Source organism: Streptomyces sp. NBC_01017, assembly GCF_045162795.1.
Taxonomy (GTDB): Bacteria; Actinomycetota; Actinomycetes; order Streptomycetales; family Streptomycetaceae; genus Streptomyces; species Streptomyces machairae.
Genome location: NZ_CP108683.1, coordinates 6,042,447 through 6,057,767, shown reverse-complemented (window position 1 = coordinate 6,057,767; position 15,321 = coordinate 6,042,447). Strand labels below are relative to the sequence as shown.

Sequence of the window (15,321 nt, the reverse complement as noted above, 5' to 3'; positions counted from 1 at the left end):
CGCCGCAACACAACCGCAGACATACGACGGCCCTCGCCGGGACGGCAATCCCAGTGCGAGGGCCTCACCACCTAGGAAGACAAGCCCCTTCCCGATGGATACCCAAAACCCTAGCGCGCCCTCGCGCGCCCAGTCCCGTATCGCGGGCAAAAACCACTCCCACGCGGGCGGCCTCAGCCACGACAACGCCCGCCACACCACCCGCTTCACGGTGATCGGCAACCACCTCGCCCAGCACCCGGAGCTGTCGGGTCTCGCGATCGGACTCGGCGTCCACATCCAGTCGCTCCCCGCGGGCGCCCGCGTCGACATCAAGACCCTCGCCGCCCGCTTCCCCGAGGGCACGACCCGTATCGCCGCCGCCCTGCGCGAGCTGGAAGCCCACGGCTACCTGCGCCGAGAACGCGAGCGCACTCCCGCCGGCCGCATCGTCACCCGCACGGTCTCCTGCAACCAGCCAGGTCACCGCCGTACGCAGGACCACCAGGCCGCGCCGCCCCGGAAGAAGCGAACCCCCCGACCCCACAAGCCCCTCCCGGCCGTACCGCAGCCCGCCTACCCGGCTCCCGCGCTCCTCCAGACAGCCACGGAGCTACTCGCGGACCTCCGCCGCCACGACACCCGCCTGCTGCTCAGCGAGCAGGACACGGCCCACCTCGCCCCCGGCGTCGCCGCCTGGCTGGAGCGCGACGTCGGTCCCACCGCCGTACGCCACACCCTGACCGCCGACCTGCCACCAGAGCCCCTGTGCCGACCGTCGGCCCTCCTGGCTCACCGCCTGACTGCTCAGCTACCACCCCCGCCTCCGTTCCGCGCCCCGGCACCACCGCCGACCGTCCGCCATCCCTTCCAGACCTGCGAGCGCTGCGACCGTGCCTTCCGCGCACCCGGCCCCGGCCGCTGCCGAGACTGCCGAACCAACCTCTTGGAGGCCGCCTAGCATGAAAGCGACGATCCTTGCCCCTGGGCACAGACCACGAGGAGCGAGCGCCATGACCATCGCCCCGGACAACGCGCGACAGGGCGCCTCCCACCGCTATCGGGCCATGCGCGACTTCGTTCAGTCCATGGACGACACGCTGCCCGGCAAATTCGAAGTCACCAAAGAGGGGATCGTTCACGACATGATGGCGCCCGTCGGTCCGCACGAGCTGACCACAGTGCATCTGCGAAGGCGCCTCGAAAAGACGATGCCGGAAGAGATCGTGGCCCACACAGGCGAACCCGACGTCGAGGACGCGAGCGCAGGCATCATGCGCCGACCCGACATGATGGTCATCGCCATGGCCGACATGGACGTCCCGGGTTCCTTCGACCCCCTCACGCTCATCGCCGCCATCGAGGTTGTGTCGCGCTCCAACCCCGACAACGACTGGGTCACCAAGATGCGCGACTACCCTCTGATCGGCATCCCCGTCTACGCGGTCTTCGACCCCCGCACCGGCACAGGTGCCGTCCTCACCGACATCCACGCAACCCCCGACGGCCCCCGCTACGCGACCCGCAAGGACTTCCTGTACGGCGAAGACGTCACCATCGCGGACTGGACGATCTCGACCGAGAACCTGCCGCGATACCAGGCCGAGGGCGAGGACAAGGCAGACGGGAGGACGGCATCCTGAGCAGCCACCAGCCCGATCACGGACCCGAGCTGATCCCCCGTCCCGAGCCGCACCCCGACGCACTGTGGGCGGCGTGAGCTGGAAACTGGTCTGCCGTGACCGCCGAACTTCCCGACTGGATGATCCCGCCCAGGCCGAGCGGCTGGGAAGCGGACGACCTCGACCACCTCCCGCAGGCACCGCGGCACACCGAACTCATCGACGGAGCCCTGATCTTCAGGATGCCGCCGCACCGGTCCTGGCACTCCCGGCTGGTGGGGAACCTGACCTTCGCGCTTCGGCAAACGGCACCGGAGGGATTCGAGACCGAGCGCGAGATGACCGTCCGGCTCGACAAGAAGAGCCGCCCGGAGCCCGACATCCTGGTCACCACCGCCGCATACGACCCCGACCGCACCTGGTACGCGCCCGCCGACGTCGCCCTGGTCATCGAGGTCGTCTCGGAGGAGTCCGCGGACCGCGACCGGTCCCTGAAGCCCTTCAAGTACGCACAGGCCAGGATCCCCCACTTCTGGCGCGTCGAGGACGAGGCCGGGGCACCCACCGTGCACACCTACGAACTCGACACCATGACCGGCACGTACGTGGCCACCGGAATCCACCGTGAGCGTCTGAAGGCCGCCGTCCCCTTCCCGACCGACATCGACCTCAAGATCCTCGTGCCCTGACCTCGGCCGGGAAGAGAAGCCGTCGCCGGCTCCTCACCGCGTACTACGAGTGCCCCAGCTCCTCCGAGTCCCCGTCCGCCCCCACCGACACCGACCCCGAGTCCGGCGCCGGGCGCAGCGGGAAGGGGTCCACGCGGGTCTCGTCGATCACCGGCGGAGCCGGGCGCGGGGGCTTGGGCATGACCGCGGCCTCGGAGTGGCCGCCGCAGCCGTACGTCAGCGACACCACGCGGCCGTCGGCCGGGGAGAACTCGTTGGCGCAGACGCCGAAGGCCTGGCCGAGGGAGCCGCCGATCGGGGCCAGGAAGCCGCAGGTGACGCAGGAGGCCGGGGCCGCCTGGGCCATGGGGGTCTTGGCGCCGTACGACTCCTCCCAGCGGTCCGCGGCGACGTGCAGGCCGTAGCGGGACAGGACCCGGGCGCGCCGCATGCCGAGCTCCTCGGCCACGGCGGCGATCGAGCCGCGGGAGGGCGCCGCCGGCAGGTTCGCGGGGGCGGTCGCGGTGACGTCCGCGTCCTCCGCCTCGGCCAGTTCCGCCATCTCCTGCGAGAACGGCGAATTCGGTCCCGGTTCGTCCTCGCCGGTGTAGCCGGGCTCCAGGCGGAGGTCCTCGGCGTCCGTGGGGAGCAGGTCGCCCGGTCCCATGTCGCCGGGGCGCAGGCGCTCGCTCCACGGCACCCACTCGGGCGCGAGGAGGGCGTCCGGGCCCGGCAGGAGGACCACCTCGTCGAGCGTGACGACCTTCGCGCGGGAGGCGCGGGCCACCGTCACCGCCCAGCGCCAGCCGCGGTACCCGAGCTCCTTGCACTCGAAGAAGTGCGTGACAACGCGGTCGCCCTCGGAGACCAGACTCGCGTGCTCGCCCACGACGCCGGGCGCGGCGGCCTCCTCGGCGGCACTGCGGGCGAGGTCGACCGCCTCGGCGCACAGACGGTCGGGGGTGCGGCTTCGCGTTGTCGCTGCGCTCACAGGTATCGCTTCTCTCCTACGCCGTCTCTCGGGTGCGGTGCCTTGAGGTGATGGGGCAGACGGAGCGGACCTGTGGGCCGCGTCGACGTCCGCGTCCGAATCACGCTCGGGCGCACCTACGTCATCCATTGTGCGGGATGGCTGAGATACGCACGCTACCTGCTCGCGGGCGCTGGGCCTACACCGACGGCCCTTTCACCGCTCGCGGCGGGCGGCGGAACCCTTGCCACCGGGCCGTCGGTTGCCCCGTGCCCATCCGAGTCCCTGCCCTCCATACGCGCCGTAACCGCACTACCCACCCCCATCTCGGGGCACTATTGCGTCGTGGCAACCGCGAGGCAGCCCAACGGAGCCACCGGCATCGGTGGCGCCAAGGGCGGCCGCAATCGAGGTGGCGGGACGGGCCGGAAGCGCGGCTCCCTCCGCGCGCTCGGCCGTGCCCTGCACTTCCCGTTCAGCGGCCCGGCCCGCGGCATCCGCAAGGCCACCCACGCGCACGGCGCCGGTGAGTCCGGCCTCGGCAAGCTGATCGAACTGCACGCGGTGAACGGCGCCGGGGACATGATGATCACCGTCGCCCTCGCCTCCACCGTCTTCTTCTCCGTCCCCACCGACGAGGCCCGCGGCCGGGTCGCGCTCTACCTCGGCATCACCATGGCGCCGTTCACGGTCCTCGCGCCCGTGATCGGCCCGCTCCTCGACCGCATCCCGCACGGCCGCCGCGCCGCGATGGCCGGCGCGATGTTCGCCCGGGCGATGCTCGCGCTGGTGCTGGCCGGGGCCGTCGCCACCGGCAGCATCGAGCTGTATCCGGCCGCGCTCGGCGTCCTGGTCGCCTCCAAGGCCTACGGCGTCGTCAGAAGCGCCGTGGTGCCCCGGCTCCTGCCACCGCGCTTCTCCCTGGTGAAGGCCAACTCCAGAGTCACGCTCGGCGGCCTGCTGGCCACCGGCATCGCCGCCCCCATCGGCGCGGGACTCCAGGCGCTAGGGCCGCGCTACCCGCTCTACGGCGCCTTTGTGATCTTCGTCGCCGGCACGATCCTGTCGTTCACCCTGCCGCCGAAGGTCGACTCGGCCAAGGGCGAGGACACCGCGCTGCTGGCGGCCGACGAGCAGCACCTGCACGGGCCGCACCGGCACCCGGTCAAGCGCCCCGGGCTGCGCACGGTCGGCATCGCCGTCACCCACGCCCTCGGCGCCAATGCCGCCTTGCGCTGTCTCTCCGGCTTCCTGATCTTCTTCCTGGCGTTCCTGCTGCGCGAGAACCCGATGTCCGGGCAGAGCGCGGCCGTGTCGCTGGGCATAGTCGCCGTCTCGGCCGGGGTCGGGAACGCGTGCGGTACGGCGGTCGGCGCGTGGCTGCGCTCCCGGGCGCCCGAGATCATCATCGTGACGGTCGTGGGCTTCGTGCTGCTGGCGGCGCTCACGGCCGCGGCCTTCTTCGGCGCGGTCGTGGTGGCGTTCCTCGCGGCGACCGCCGGGTTCGCCCAGGCGCTGGCCAAGCTGTCCCTGGACGCGCTGATCCAGCGGGACGTGCCCGAACTGGTCCGTACATCGGCCTTCGCGCGCTCCGAGACGCTGCTGCAGGTGTCCTGGGTGCTCGGCGGGGCGATCGGCATCGTGCTGCCGCTGAAGGGCTCCCTGGGCCTGCTGGTCGGCGCGACGATCGTCGCCGTCGGCTGGCTGACCACCATCAAGGGCCTGATCGGCTCGGCACGGCACGGCGGCCACAACCACCCGCGCGTGACCTGACGCGCTGAGTCCGCCCGCCCGGCCCACGGCACGCCGCCCCCCACGTAGAGAGAGCGTCACACGCTCCCGATAGCCTTCGCCCATGACCACGCTGCAATCCGAAGTGCGACGCCGCCGCGCGCTCGCCGCCGCCGGCGCCGTTTCCGCCGGACTGCTCGTCCTCTCGGCCTGCGACAAGCCGACGCCGCTGGCCACGGTCACCGTAGGCACCTCCTCCGTCCACTCGCAGGCCACCTGCGGTGGCGAGGGCGAGGCCGTGAAGACCGCGGACCTGGCCGGCTGCCTGAAGGACAAGGGCATCGAGTCCATCAAGGTGGACCCGGACGAGACCGTGCGCTTCGGTGTCGACCCGGAGATCGCGGACGAGGGCTGGACGATCCTCATGAACGGCCAGCCGCTCACCGACTCCAGCACGAAGACGTACCGCACCGTCCCGGGCAGCGTGTTCTTCAACGCCCAGTACGGCGCGAGCGGCGACTCCACGCTGGTCTCCATCAAGGAGGGCGAGCGGGACGTGACGGGCCTGTGGTCCTTCAAGCTCAAGAAGGACAGCTGATCCCTGCCGCTGGGCTGCACGTGCTCGTGGCCACCGCCGTCCCCGTGGAGAGGGACGCGGTGGCCCGGGCGTTCGCGGCAGCCGCGGACGAGGGGCGGGTGCTGCTCGGGTCCGCCGACGCGGCACCCGGCGCGGGCGGCCGCGGCCGGCCGGTCATCGACCTCGTCGCCGTCGGCGTAGGCCCTGCCCGGGCCGCCGCCACCACCGCGTCGGCCCTCACCACGGCCGCCCGCGACGGCGCACCCTACGGCCTGGTCGTCTCCACCGGCATCGCCGGCGGCTTCGCGCCCCACGCCCCCGTCGGCTCCCTCGTCGTCGCCGACGAGATCACCGCCGCCGACCTGGGCGCCGAGACCCCCGACGGCTTCCTGCCCGTCACCGAGCTGGGCTTCGGCACCGTCACCCACCGTCCGCCCGAAGCACTCGTACGGGAAGCGGCGGCCGCCACCGGCGCCCGCACCGGTGCCGTCCTCACCGTCTCCACCGTGACCGGCACCGCCGTCCGCGCCGCGCGACTGCGCGCGCGCCACCCCACCGCCCTGGCCGAGGCCATGGAGGGCTTCGGCGTCGCCGAGGCCGCCGCCGCGCACGGCACACCCGTGCTGGAGCTGCGCGCGGTGTCCAACCCCGTCGGCCCGCGCGACCGCGCCGCCTGGCGCATCGGCGACGCGCTGGCGGCCCTCACCGAGGCCTTCGGGAAGCTCACGCCCGTCCTGGAGAGTTGGCACCCACATGACCGGTGAACAGCAGCGACAGCCCCTGCGGATCGCGTACTCGCCCTGCCCGAACGACACCTTCGTCTTCGACGCCCTCGCCCATGACCGGGTGCCCGGCGCCCCCGCGCTCGACGTCACCTTCGCGGACATCGACATCACCAACGGCATGGCCGAGCGCGGCGAGTTCGACGTGCTGAAGGTGTCGTACGCCGTGCTGCCGTACGTCCTCGACGAGTACGCCCTGCTGCCCTGCGGGGGCGCGCTGGGCCGGGGTTGCGGCCCGCTGGTGCTGACCCGCGAGCCGGGCGTGGACCTCAGCGGCCGTACGGTCGCCGTGCCGAGCGAGAAGTCGACGGCGTATCTGCTGTTCCGCCTGTGGGCCGCCGACACGCTGCCCTCCGGGGTCGGCGAGATCGTGGTCATGCCGTTCCACGAGATCATGCCCGCCGTGCGGGACGGGAAGGTCGACGCGGGGCTCGTCATCCACGAGGCGCGCTTCACGTACCAGAACTACGGGCTGCACAAGCTCGCGGACATGGGCGAGCACTGGGAGGCCACCACGGGGCTGCCCATCCCGCTGGGCGCGATCATCGCCAAGCGCTCCCTGGGCGAGCGGCGGCTGACTCTCCTGGCCGACTCGATCCGCACCTCCGTCCGAGCCGCCTGGGACGATCCGGAAGCCTCCCGCGCCTACGTCATGGAGCACGCCCAGGAGATGAACCCGGCCGTCGCGGACCAGCACATCGGCCTGTACGTCAACGAGTTCACGGCCGACCTCGGTGACGACGGCTACGCGGCCGTGCGGGGCCTGCTGACACGCGCGGCGGCGGAAGGGCTGACGCCCGCACTCGGGCCCGAAGCCCTGTCGTTCCCCTGAACCTCACCCGCCGCGGCCGTGCGCGTGCTGCTCGGACGTGCGGCGACCGAGGGGCTGGTGTCGCCCCTCGGCCGGGAGGTGCTGGATTTCCCCCAGGAATTCCCGGGGTCCGCGAGAGCTATACGTCGAGCTGGTCGGCGACCGCGCGGAGGAGGCCGGCGATCTTCTTGCCGGCGGTCTTCTCGGGATAGCGGCCCCGCTCCAGCATCGGCGTGATGTTCTCCAGGAGGGTCGTCAGATCCTGGACGATGGACGCCAGTTCGTCCGGCTTCTTGCGCTGGGCCGCCGCGACCGAGGGGGTCGGGTCGAGGATGGTGACCGAGAGGGCCTGGTCACCGCGCTGACCGGCGACCACCCCGAACTCCACTCGCTGTCCCGGCTTGAGTACGTCGACTCCGGCGGGGAGGACCGAGGAATGGACGAAGACGTCACCGCCGTCGTCGCGGGAGAGAAAGCCGAAGCCCTTCTCGCTGTTGAACCACTTGACCTTGCCGGTAGGCACGTCTGTCCTCGTCCTCGTACTCGTCGGAAAACTGCTTCTGAAAACGGCTCTTGATAGCACTACAGCGGGTCGACCATGACCCGCCGCTACCAAGGCTAATGCTCCCGGAGCCGGTGACAAGACGTCGCCCGGTTGTTCCTTCGCGCAGGGAACTACCCTGGTCCGGTGCGTGACAAAACCCAAACGAATTCCGCGGCTCCCGGCGACCGACTGATCCGTGCCGGTGCGGTCGTCTTCTTCATCGGTGCCGTGGCCACTCTGGTCACGGTGGCCCCGTTTTTGCTCGGTACGACGCCATTTCCGACCTACATGTTCGGACTGAGCATGCTGATGGGCGTCGGATTCCTCGTCGCCGGTGTCGGCGTACTGCAGTCCGTCGCGGCCGGACGGCGTCAGGCGCGGGGCGCTTCGAGGTAGCGGGCGAGCCAGCCGGGGAACTCCGTCAGGTCCGTGAGGACCACGTCCGCGCCGAGCGCGCCCAGCTGTTCCGTGCTGAACGGCCCCGTCGCCACCGTGACCGACAGGGCGTCGGCCGCGCGGGCGGCGCGGACGTCGCCCTCGTGGTCGCCGACGTAGACGCCCGCTTCGTGCTCGCGCAGGGCCACCGCCTTCTGCTCGGCCCAGAGGTTGCCGATCACCGCGTCCGGCTCGATGCCGAGGTGCTCCAGGTGCAGCTTGGCGTTCGGCTCGTACTTGGCGGTGACGACGATCGCGCGCCCGCCGGCGGCCCGTACGGCGGCGATCGCCTCGCGGGCGCCCGGCAGGGCGGGGGTCGCGGCGATGGCGATCGTCGGGTACATCGCGCGGTACCGGTCGGCGATGGCCGGGACCTGCTCCGCCGGGAACCAGTTGATCAGCTCCTCCGCCAGCGGCGGCCCGAGCCGTGTGATCGCGAGGTCGGCGTCTATGTACGTCCCCGTGCGCTCGGCCAGCGCCGTGTAGCAGGCGTGGATGCCGGGGCGGGAGTCGATGAGGGTCATGTCCAGGTCGAAGCCGACGGTGAATGCCATATGGGTCATTGTGCCTGCGCCCTGTGGCTCCGGGCTGAATGGGGTGTGGCGACCTGACGGGCCTACCGGCGCCGGTGGGAGGGCTCACCGGGTGCCTGGGAGGCGCGGCCGTCGAGGAGGGCGAGGCCGACGGGGGTGAGCGAGTGACGCACGGCGTTGCGTTGCCGGGTGCTGGAGACCAGACCGGCGCCGCGTAGGACCGCGGCGTGCTCGCTGGCCGAGGAGACGGAGACCCCGGCGCGCCGGGCCAGTTCACTGGTGCTGCAATCACTGCCGAGCGCCTGAAGGACCGCGGCCCTGGTGTGTCCGATCAGGCGCGCGAGATGCGAGCCCACGGCGTCGGCCGTCAGGAGCGCCCCCGCCGCCGGAGACCGTGCCGGATGGCCCGGGAAGACCGGATAGACGAGCGTCGGCGGCAGGGACGGGTCGGCCAGGGCGACCGGCCTTCGGCGGCAGAAGTACGACGGGATCAACAGCAGCCCGCGCCCGTCGAGATGAAGGTCCTTGTCCACCGGATAGTCGGCCACCAGCACGGGCGGACACCAGCGGATGCCAGGACCGAAGGTACGGAGCAAGGCGTCCGTACCGCTGGACCACTGGGTGCGGGCGCGCCAGGTGCGGTCCCGCTCGGTCCGCGCGCGGACGTGCTGCCACGACGGGCACAGCGCGATGCGCTGGTAGTCGCGCAGGGCTCCACCGAGCCGCCGGAGCGCCGGTGCCGTGCCCTCGGCGACGGAGCGGGCCCATCCGTCAGGAGGAGAACCGCTCGCCGCCAACCGGCCCACTTGGTCGCGCAGTTCGTGCCGTGGTGTGGACAGCAGAGCGTCCAGGCCCGCTTCGAAGCCCTCGGCGCTCGCCGCGGGAGTGAGGAAGTCCGGGAAGTAGCCGCGGGCGGGAACCAGCGGCAGCAGCAGGCGCAGCGGCGCCTGCGCGTTCCGGATGACGTGCTTCCGCCAGCCGGTCAGGTCAGGCTCAGGGCGCTTCTCCCACACCCGGTGCAGGCTCAACACGGATTCCCAGAAACGGTCCGGCCCGTCGGCGACCCGCGTGCGGGCGATGTCTCCCGCGGTGAAGTGCATGCGCAGCATGGTGCTGTCCCCCGATGTGCCAAGCGTGTGGGACACCGCTCCCCCGTGACCCGAGCGGTGTCTCCGTGACCTTGCTCCGCCCGCTGGTTCCCTGGCAAGAAGAAACGGGCAGATGGGACGGTGGGACGGAGGTACGGACACCAGCTGCGGTTTTTCGCGGCGGTGAGACGGCCGGTACGCGCGTCCCACACATCGGGGGCGAGGAATCGGGGATGCGATGCTGTCCGACGGCGGATCGACGGGACGGTCCGGACCATCCGAACTGGCGGAATTACTGGAGGACCTGAAGCGGCGCAGTGGGCGCAGTTATGCGGCGCTGGCCCATCGCACGGGACTCAGCCGGTCCACCCTCCACCGCTACTGCCAGGGCACCACCGTCCCGGGGACGTTCGGCGTGGTCGAATGCGTGGCCCGCGTGAGCGGGGCGAGTCCGGCGGAGCTGAACCGGCTCTATCGCGCGTGGTACCGGGAGACTGCGGGGGACACGGGGCAACAGGACGCGCAGTTACCGGATTCGGCTCAGGCGGTGGAGCCGGCAGAACCGCCGGCGCACGCGCTCCCGGCGGAGGCCGGCCGCCACGACGTCGGCAGCGGCGGGCGCGGGTTCGGCGCCCGGCTGCCCCTGGTGGCGCGCACCTGGCTGCGCCCGGCGGCACTGCTGCTCGCCCTCGTCATCACCTCGGCCGGGAGTGCCCCCACGTACGACGGCGGCCGGGGCCGGGACGTCGAAGGCGCCCCCGGCCCCGCCACGGTGAACACCGGAGGAGACGGAACCGGCACCGGCGGCGGGCAGCGCCCCGAGGGACCGGAGTGGAGCGAGGCCCCACGCCCGATAGCACCCGAGTTCATGGGCATGACGATCAACAGCGACACGGGCGGTATGCCCGGCTTCCGCACCGGCTCAGTACGGCTGTGGAACAGCGAAACCCGCTGGGGCACCATCGAGACCTCCCCGGGCAGGTACGACTGGACGACGCTGGAGCGCCTGGTCAGGGCCGCCGAGCGGGAGCGGCTGCCCGTCCTGTTCACCATCGCCGGCACACCTTGGTGGGCCGCCCCGGACGGCCGGAAGTCCGGCTTCGCCGATTCGTCGGCCTCGCCGCCGGACGACCTGAAGGTCTGGGACCGCTTCGTGGAGAAGCTCGCCACGCGCTATCGCGGCCGTATCGAGTCGTACGAGCTGTGGGACTATCCCAGCCACCCGCTGATGTACGCAGGGAGCCTCGAAACCCTCGGCGAGATGGTTGAGCGCGCCTCGCGGATCATCCGCCGTATCGACCCGAACGCACGGTTGGCCTGCCCGTCCTTCGGATCGCTGTGGACGGGTAAAGGCCGGGCGCTGCTGCGGGAGTTCGCCCGGACGGGCGCCTACGCACACTGCGACGCGGCCGCGCTGAAGATGCCGCCGCGCAAGGGGGACGGCCGGCCGGAGGAGATCATCGAGCTCTCGCGGAGCATGCGGAACCTCCTCCACGAGGAGAACGTGCACGACATCGAGTTGTGGAACACCGGCCCGGAGTGGGACATCGACTCGACGCCGCCGCTCGATGCCCGCCAAGCCGGCGACTACGCGGTGCGCTTCTATCTCTCGGGGCTCTACGGGAGGCACTACGGCGTGCGGCGGATGTACTTCTACAACTGGGGCAGCACCCATGTGCCGATCATCGTCCAGCCGGTGGGCGGCCCCCCGGCAGAGCCCGGAAAGCGCGTCGGACGACTGGCAGCGTGGCTGGACGGCGCCCGGATCACCGCCTGCGGGCGGGGCACGCGCATGGACCTGCCGCCGGGCATGTACTCCTGCCGCTTCCAGCGGGACGGTCGGGACGGTCGGGACGGCACACCGTTCACCGTGCGCTGGTCCGTTCACGGGCGGACCGAAGTGTCACTGGACAAGGGCGCGCACCGCCTGCGTCACATGGACGGCAGCACGGTACGCGCCCGCCCCGGCGACCGGATCGGCATCGGCGAGGAACCGGTGCTGATCGAACACCTCGCGGAGTGAACCCCGCAGACGTGTGTGCGCCCGGCCCCTTCCAGGAGGCCGGGCGCACCGTCACTGTGCTGCTCGCAGGGTGGTTCCCCGCTCAGTACTTGGGGTTCTTCTTCCACTTGCCGAACTTGCAGGTGTCGCCAGTACCCACCTTGTCGTTCTGGCACACGGCAATGCGGATGCTGTGGAGCTTGTAGGAGGTGATGTAGCGGTCGAGTGTCTTGCGCTCGCCACCGCCCTGCCGGCAGGTGTCGTCATAGAGGCGGCTGGCGCCGGTGATCACCTTGAACTGGCCGTGCTTCTTGATCTTGAACTGCAGGAAAGTGAAGGCGTCCCACCCGTCGCAGCTGGTGTCGTTGACGTAGATCTTGAACTTGCCGGTTCGGTTCTGCCCCTTCCAGTTGAAGGTGGCGGATGCCTTGCCGATCCCGCTCTTCTTCGCCGTCACCTTGGCCCGCGCCGCCAGCATCGCCTCGCTGTCCTGGGCCGAGGCCACGGAGGCGGCACCAGTGATGTGGGCTCCGGTGGCGGACTGCGCCGCCGCCGTGCTCACGCCGCCGGTCGTCAGCACGGCTGTGGCACCCATGAGAATGAGGGCCTTTGAAGCGGAGTGCATGTGTGTTCCCCGTTCCGCACCGCAGTTGTGGGGCCGGTGCGCCTTCCCCGTTGATGCGTACACGCTGCCGCGTGCCGGGGAAGGGGGGACAGGGCTTTCGGGCAGGGCCGAAACACGCGTCAGGACAACGGCTAGGGGCGCCTCTGTGACCGCCAGACGATGAACAGCGCCGATGCCAGGGCCGCGCCCCTCACCACCCACGGCCAGGTCTCCGCGATCGCCGCGTTCGTCTGGCCCTCGACGATGGGGGTGCCCCAGCGTTCGGTGGTGCGGCCCCAGATCCAGGTCACGCCTGCGGTGAGGGCGAGGCCGGGCAGGATCACCACCGCCCACTTGGTCTCGGCGTCGCTCAGGCGCCGGGAGCCCCAGGCGATGAGCCAGCCGAGCAGCAGGACGATGAGGTTGCCGAGGACGGCGCCGGCGGCGAGGAGGGCGGCGGAGAGCAGCAGGAGGGGGTTGCTCCAGCGGCTGGCGGGGAGTGTCGGGCGCCGCGGGAAGAGGCGGCGGCGACGGGCGGCGGGGGCGGCCGCTTCCGGAACGTCGGCCTCCGCGGCGGCCTCCTCGGGCTCCCCGACGGGTTCCTTCTTGCGGAGCCGCGCCTCCTCCTGCTCCTTGGAGGGCGGGCGCCTGAGCATCTCCGGGATCTCGACGCCGCCGACGAAGCCGGGGACGTCGTCGCCGGGCCCGAAGGGGCTGCTGTCCACCCGCCACCAGTCCGGCTGGAGCGCGCTGCCCCCGAGGTCGGCCGTGCTCGCGAGGTGGGGCGGCGGGGGCGCGTCGTCGCGTGCCGTCGGGGCCTCGGCGGGCCGTGGGCGCGGCACGAGCCGGCGCAGGCCCTTGGGGCGCTCCTCCTCGGCGTGCTCGTCCCGGCCCTCGGGCTGTAGGGGCACGGAGGCGACCGGTGCCTGCGGTGCGGGGGCGGCGCCTCCCCCGGCGGCCGCGACGATCTCGTCCGGGGTGCCCAGACGGGCGATGATGCGGCGGAGGGCGGCGGGACTGTCGACGGCCGCCTTGGCGCGGCGCCGGTCGATCTCGCCGCGCAACTCGTTCACCAGGCGCATGCGGGTGGCCGACGGCAGCTGACGCTGCTGAGCCACGTCACCGACGCGGCTCAGATACTCGTAGACGACCTGGTCGCTCTCGATCCCCACGAAGTCCCCTCCGGGGTGGGTGTGCTGAAGCCCCGTGGGGACGACGTTAGCGCAGCGCAGGGTGTGCGGTGCGGGTCAGACCGGCCGGCACTCCCCCGCGTCCCGCGCCTCGGAGCACAGGCCGTGGCCGTGTTCGTGCAGGATGTCGCGGCCGCTCTGCTGGGTGAGGAAGTTCAGGAAGGCCGCCGCGACGGAGCCGGCCGGCGCCTCGCCGTAGGTGTAGGCGAACTCGGTCTGCCAGTAGGGGTAGTTGGTGTCCTCGACGCCCTCCGCCGTGGGTTCCCTGCCGTCGATCTTCAGCTTGACGAGCCGGTCGGCGGCCTTGTGGCCGGCGACTCCCGTGGCCTCGCTGTAGCCGATGGCGCCGGGCGTCGAGGCGCTGGTGTTCAGCATGGTGTCGGTGCTGGTGACCTCGCAGCGGCCGTACTGGCCGGACTTCAGGGCCGCGCAGTCGGTCACCGTGAACTGGGGCGGTTCCCTGCCGTCCAGGACCTTGGCGACGAGGGTGCTGCGGGTGCCGGAGCCGGGGTCGCGGTTGACCAGGTGGACGGGGACGTCGTTGCCGCCCACCTGGGACCAGTTCGTCACCCGGCCGGCGAAGAGGTCGCGGATCTGGGCCAGCCGCAGGTTCTCCACGCCCGCGTCCTTGTTGACGACGAGGGTGAACACGGAGAAGGCGACCGGCTTGGGGACCAGCCGGGGGTGGCCGTCGGAGGCGAGCCCGTCGGTGAACGCGATGTGGTCGGCGAGGCCGGCACCGACCTGGATCCTGGCGTTCTTGCCGGCCTGGTCCAGGTCGGTCACACCGTCGGTGCTGCCCTTGAAGGTGTCGTCGGCGAGCGGGATCGACACGCCCGCCCCCTCGCACCGCTTGAGGTAGTCCTCGGCGGCGGCCCGCACGGCGGGCGCGAAAGCGGTGGAGCCGTGCAGGCGGAGGGTGCCGCCGACGCAGTCCAGCGGGGGCCTGCGCTCCTCGCGCAGGAACAGCGTGAAGAACGCCTGGAGGGCTACCGCCGCCGTCAGGAACGCGATGGCGAACCAGGCCGGCCGGGAGGCGAACAGATGGCTCTCGGTCCTGGTCAGCTTGAACCGGAACACCTTCACCAGCGGGTCGAACCAGCGCCGGTCGGTGCCGACGGCGCCGACGATGTCCGGCTTGGGGAAGGGGTCGGCGCTGTCGTCGCCCTGCCAGCTCTCCAGGATCACCAGCACCTTGTACTCGGCGCCCCGGGGCAGCTTGACCTTCGGCAGTTCGATGACGCCCTCGCGCCTGGCCGGATTGTTGCGGAAGCCGAAGCCCGGGGCCCCGCGCCGGAAGAAGCGGCGCAGCTCGCGCTGGCTCAGCTCGGTGGCCACCAGCCCCGCGACCTGCCGGCGGCGGAAGGTGACCCATATGCCGCTGGGGTCGTTCTCGTCGGTCAGGTAGTCACTGGCCTCGATGGGGGCGGACCCGGCGTTCTCGATGCGCAGCAGAACGAAGGAGGGGTCCTTCAGCCGGTGGCCGTCGCGCTGCAACTGCTCCAGGATCTCGGCGTGCTCGGACTGCGTGTCGTCCGCGGCGAGGGTGTCCATCTGCACCCGGTAGCCGAGCCGCTTGCGGCCGACGATGGCGAACTCCCACAGGAATGCCGCGACGGGAAACCCGAGACTCAGGATGGCGATCCACTGCTCGACCTGCTCGCTCACCGCTGGAACCCCCAATTCCATTGAGCCGTGAAGTAGTTGACCGGGAGCCCAGGGTGACGAGTGGGGATGACGTGTTGCCAGGGGTGCCGGATTCCTCCGGATGATGTTCATCCGGCG

16 protein-coding genes are annotated in these 15,321 nt (G+C 71.5%); 9 read left to right on the top strand and 7 right to left on the bottom strand.

Annotated elements, in window-relative coordinates; all coding sequences use genetic code 11:
- Positions 1-94 precede the first annotated feature (94 nt).
- From OG331_RS27880 to OG331_RS27870, 3 genes are all read left to right on the top strand, one after another.
- Positions 95-940 (top strand): helix-turn-helix domain-containing protein, encoded by an 846-nt coding sequence (locus tag OG331_RS27880; protein ID WP_406201017.1) that lies wholly within the window; start codon positions 95-97, stop codon positions 938-940.
- A 52-nt stretch (positions 941-992) separates the two neighbouring features.
- Complete coding sequence (locus OG331_RS27875; protein ID WP_363039009.1) at positions 993-1,622, top strand: Uma2 family endonuclease; 630 nt, start codon at positions 993-995, stop codon at positions 1,620-1,622.
- 119 nt (positions 1,623-1,741) lie between these two features.
- Positions 1,742-2,290 carry a Uma2 family endonuclease gene (locus OG331_RS27870; RefSeq protein WP_406210318.1) on the top strand — a complete coding sequence of 183 codons (549 nt, stop codon included), beginning with the start codon at positions 1,742-1,744 and terminating at the stop codon, positions 2,288-2,290.
- Positions 2,291-2,333: 43 nt separating this feature from the next.
- On the opposite strand, the gene OG331_RS27865 is transcribed toward OG331_RS27870, so the two are convergent.
- Positions 2,334-3,260: a DUF3027 domain-containing protein gene (locus tag OG331_RS27865; protein WP_406201014.1), complete on the bottom strand. Its 927-nt coding sequence runs from the start codon at positions 3,258-3,260 to the stop codon at positions 2,334-2,336.
- A gap of 324 nt (positions 3,261-3,584) precedes the next feature.
- Between OG331_RS27865 and OG331_RS27860 the strand changes: the two genes are divergently transcribed.
- The 4 genes from OG331_RS27860 (at position 3,585) to OG331_RS27845 (ending at position 7,161) form a co-directional block, all read left to right on the top strand.
- On the top strand, positions 3,585-5,012 hold the full coding sequence (locus OG331_RS27860; RefSeq protein ID WP_406201011.1) for an MFS transporter: 1,428 nt from the start codon (positions 3,585-3,587) through the stop codon (positions 5,010-5,012).
- An 82-nt stretch (positions 5,013-5,094) separates the two neighbouring features.
- The gene (locus OG331_RS27855; protein ID WP_389444917.1) at positions 5,095-5,568 is read left to right on the top strand and encodes a DUF2771 domain-containing protein; all 474 of its coding nucleotides are present in this window, start codon (positions 5,095-5,097) and stop codon (positions 5,566-5,568) included.
- 26 nt (positions 5,569-5,594) lie between these two features.
- On the top strand, positions 5,595-6,311 hold the full coding sequence (locus OG331_RS27850) for a futalosine hydrolase (RefSeq protein WP_406201008.1): 717 nt from the start codon (positions 5,595-5,597) through the stop codon (positions 6,309-6,311).
- A complete protein-coding gene (locus OG331_RS27845; RefSeq protein ID WP_328880878.1) occupies positions 6,301-7,161 on the top strand; it encodes a 1,4-dihydroxy-6-naphthoate synthase in 861 nt (286 codons plus the stop codon). The genes OG331_RS27850 and OG331_RS27845 overlap by 11 nt, the downstream gene beginning before the upstream one ends.
- Before the next feature lie 118 nt (positions 7,162-7,279).
- Here the strand turns inward: OG331_RS27845 and OG331_RS27840 are convergent, their stop codons facing one another.
- The gene (locus OG331_RS27840; RefSeq protein WP_328426909.1) at positions 7,280-7,663 is read right to left on the bottom strand and encodes a cold-shock protein; all 384 of its coding nucleotides are present in this window, start codon (positions 7,661-7,663) and stop codon (positions 7,280-7,282) included.
- 165 nt (positions 7,664-7,828) lie between these two features.
- On the opposite strand from OG331_RS27840, the gene OG331_RS27835 reads away from it, so the two are divergent.
- Positions 7,829-8,080 (top strand): hypothetical protein, encoded by a 252-nt coding sequence (locus OG331_RS27835; protein ID WP_328880877.1) that lies wholly within the window; start codon positions 7,829-7,831, stop codon positions 8,078-8,080.
- Here the strand turns inward: OG331_RS27835 and OG331_RS27830 are convergent.
- Together OG331_RS27830 and OG331_RS27825 are read right to left on the bottom strand one after the other, a co-directional pair.
- Positions 8,056-8,682, bottom strand: a complete 627-nt coding sequence (locus OG331_RS27830) for an HAD family hydrolase (protein WP_406201003.1) — start codon at positions 8,680-8,682, stop codon at positions 8,056-8,058. The genes OG331_RS27835 and OG331_RS27830 overlap by 25 nt on opposite strands.
- Positions 8,683-8,735: 53 nt before the next feature.
- Complete coding sequence (locus tag OG331_RS27825) at positions 8,736-9,752, bottom strand: ArsR/SmtB family transcription factor (protein ID WP_406201000.1); 1,017 nt, start codon at positions 9,750-9,752, stop codon at positions 8,736-8,738.
- Positions 9,753-9,978: 226 nt separating this feature from the next.
- Here OG331_RS27825 and OG331_RS27820 point away from each other — a divergent pair, with 226 nt between their 5' ends.
- Positions 9,979-11,763, top strand: a complete 1,785-nt coding sequence (locus OG331_RS27820; protein ID WP_406200998.1) for a helix-turn-helix domain-containing protein — start codon at positions 9,979-9,981, stop codon at positions 11,761-11,763.
- Between the two features lie 82 nt (positions 11,764-11,845).
- Here the strand turns inward: OG331_RS27820 and OG331_RS27815 are convergent, their stop codons facing one another.
- From OG331_RS27815 to OG331_RS27805, 3 genes are all read right to left on the bottom strand, one after another.
- Positions 11,846-12,367 carry a hypothetical protein gene (locus OG331_RS27815; protein WP_406200995.1) on the bottom strand — a complete coding sequence of 174 codons (522 nt, stop codon included), beginning with the start codon at positions 12,365-12,367 and terminating at the stop codon, positions 11,846-11,848.
- Between the two features lie 131 nt (positions 12,368-12,498).
- Positions 12,499-13,518 carry a hypothetical protein gene (locus OG331_RS27810; RefSeq protein ID WP_406200992.1) on the bottom strand — a complete coding sequence of 340 codons (1,020 nt, stop codon included), beginning with the start codon at positions 13,516-13,518 and terminating at the stop codon, positions 12,499-12,501.
- Between the two features lie 75 nt (positions 13,519-13,593).
- Positions 13,594-15,204: a substrate-binding domain-containing protein gene (locus tag OG331_RS27805; protein WP_406200990.1), complete on the bottom strand. Its 1,611-nt coding sequence runs from the start codon at positions 15,202-15,204 to the stop codon at positions 13,594-13,596.
- Positions 15,205-15,321 lie beyond the last annotated feature (117 nt).

What these genes read in the sequence shown, in the direction of transcription:
- OG331_RS27880 (WP_406201017.1), top strand. Translation starts at nt 95, where the DNA reads ATGGATACCCAAAACCCTAGCGCGCCCTCGCGCGCCCAGTCCCGTATC.
- OG331_RS27875 (WP_363039009.1), top strand. Translation starts at nt 993, where the DNA reads ATGACCATCGCCCCGGACAACGCGCGACAGGGCGCCTCCCACCGCTAT.
- OG331_RS27870 (WP_406210318.1), top strand. Translation starts at nt 1,742, where the DNA reads ATGATCCCGCCCAGGCCGAGCGGCTGGGAAGCGGACGACCTCGACCAC.
- OG331_RS27855 (WP_389444917.1), top strand. Translation starts at nt 5,095, where the DNA reads ATGACCACGCTGCAATCCGAAGTGCGACGCCGCCGCGCGCTCGCCGCC.
- OG331_RS27845 (WP_328880878.1), top strand. Translation starts at nt 6,301, where the DNA reads ATGACCGGTGAACAGCAGCGACAGCCCCTGCGGATCGCGTACTCGCCC.
- OG331_RS27830 (WP_406201003.1), bottom strand. Translation starts at nt 8,682, where the DNA reads ATGACCCATATGGCATTCACCGTCGGCTTCGACCTGGACATGACCCTC.
- OG331_RS27825 (WP_406201000.1), bottom strand. Translation starts at nt 9,752, where the DNA reads ATGCACTTCACCGCGGGAGACATCGCCCGCACGCGGGTCGCCGACGGG.
- OG331_RS27820 (WP_406200998.1), top strand. Translation starts at nt 9,979, where the DNA reads ATGCTGTCCGACGGCGGATCGACGGGACGGTCCGGACCATCCGAACTG.
- OG331_RS27815 (WP_406200995.1), bottom strand. Translation starts at nt 12,367, where the DNA reads ATGCACTCCGCTTCAAAGGCCCTCATTCTCATGGGTGCCACAGCCGTG.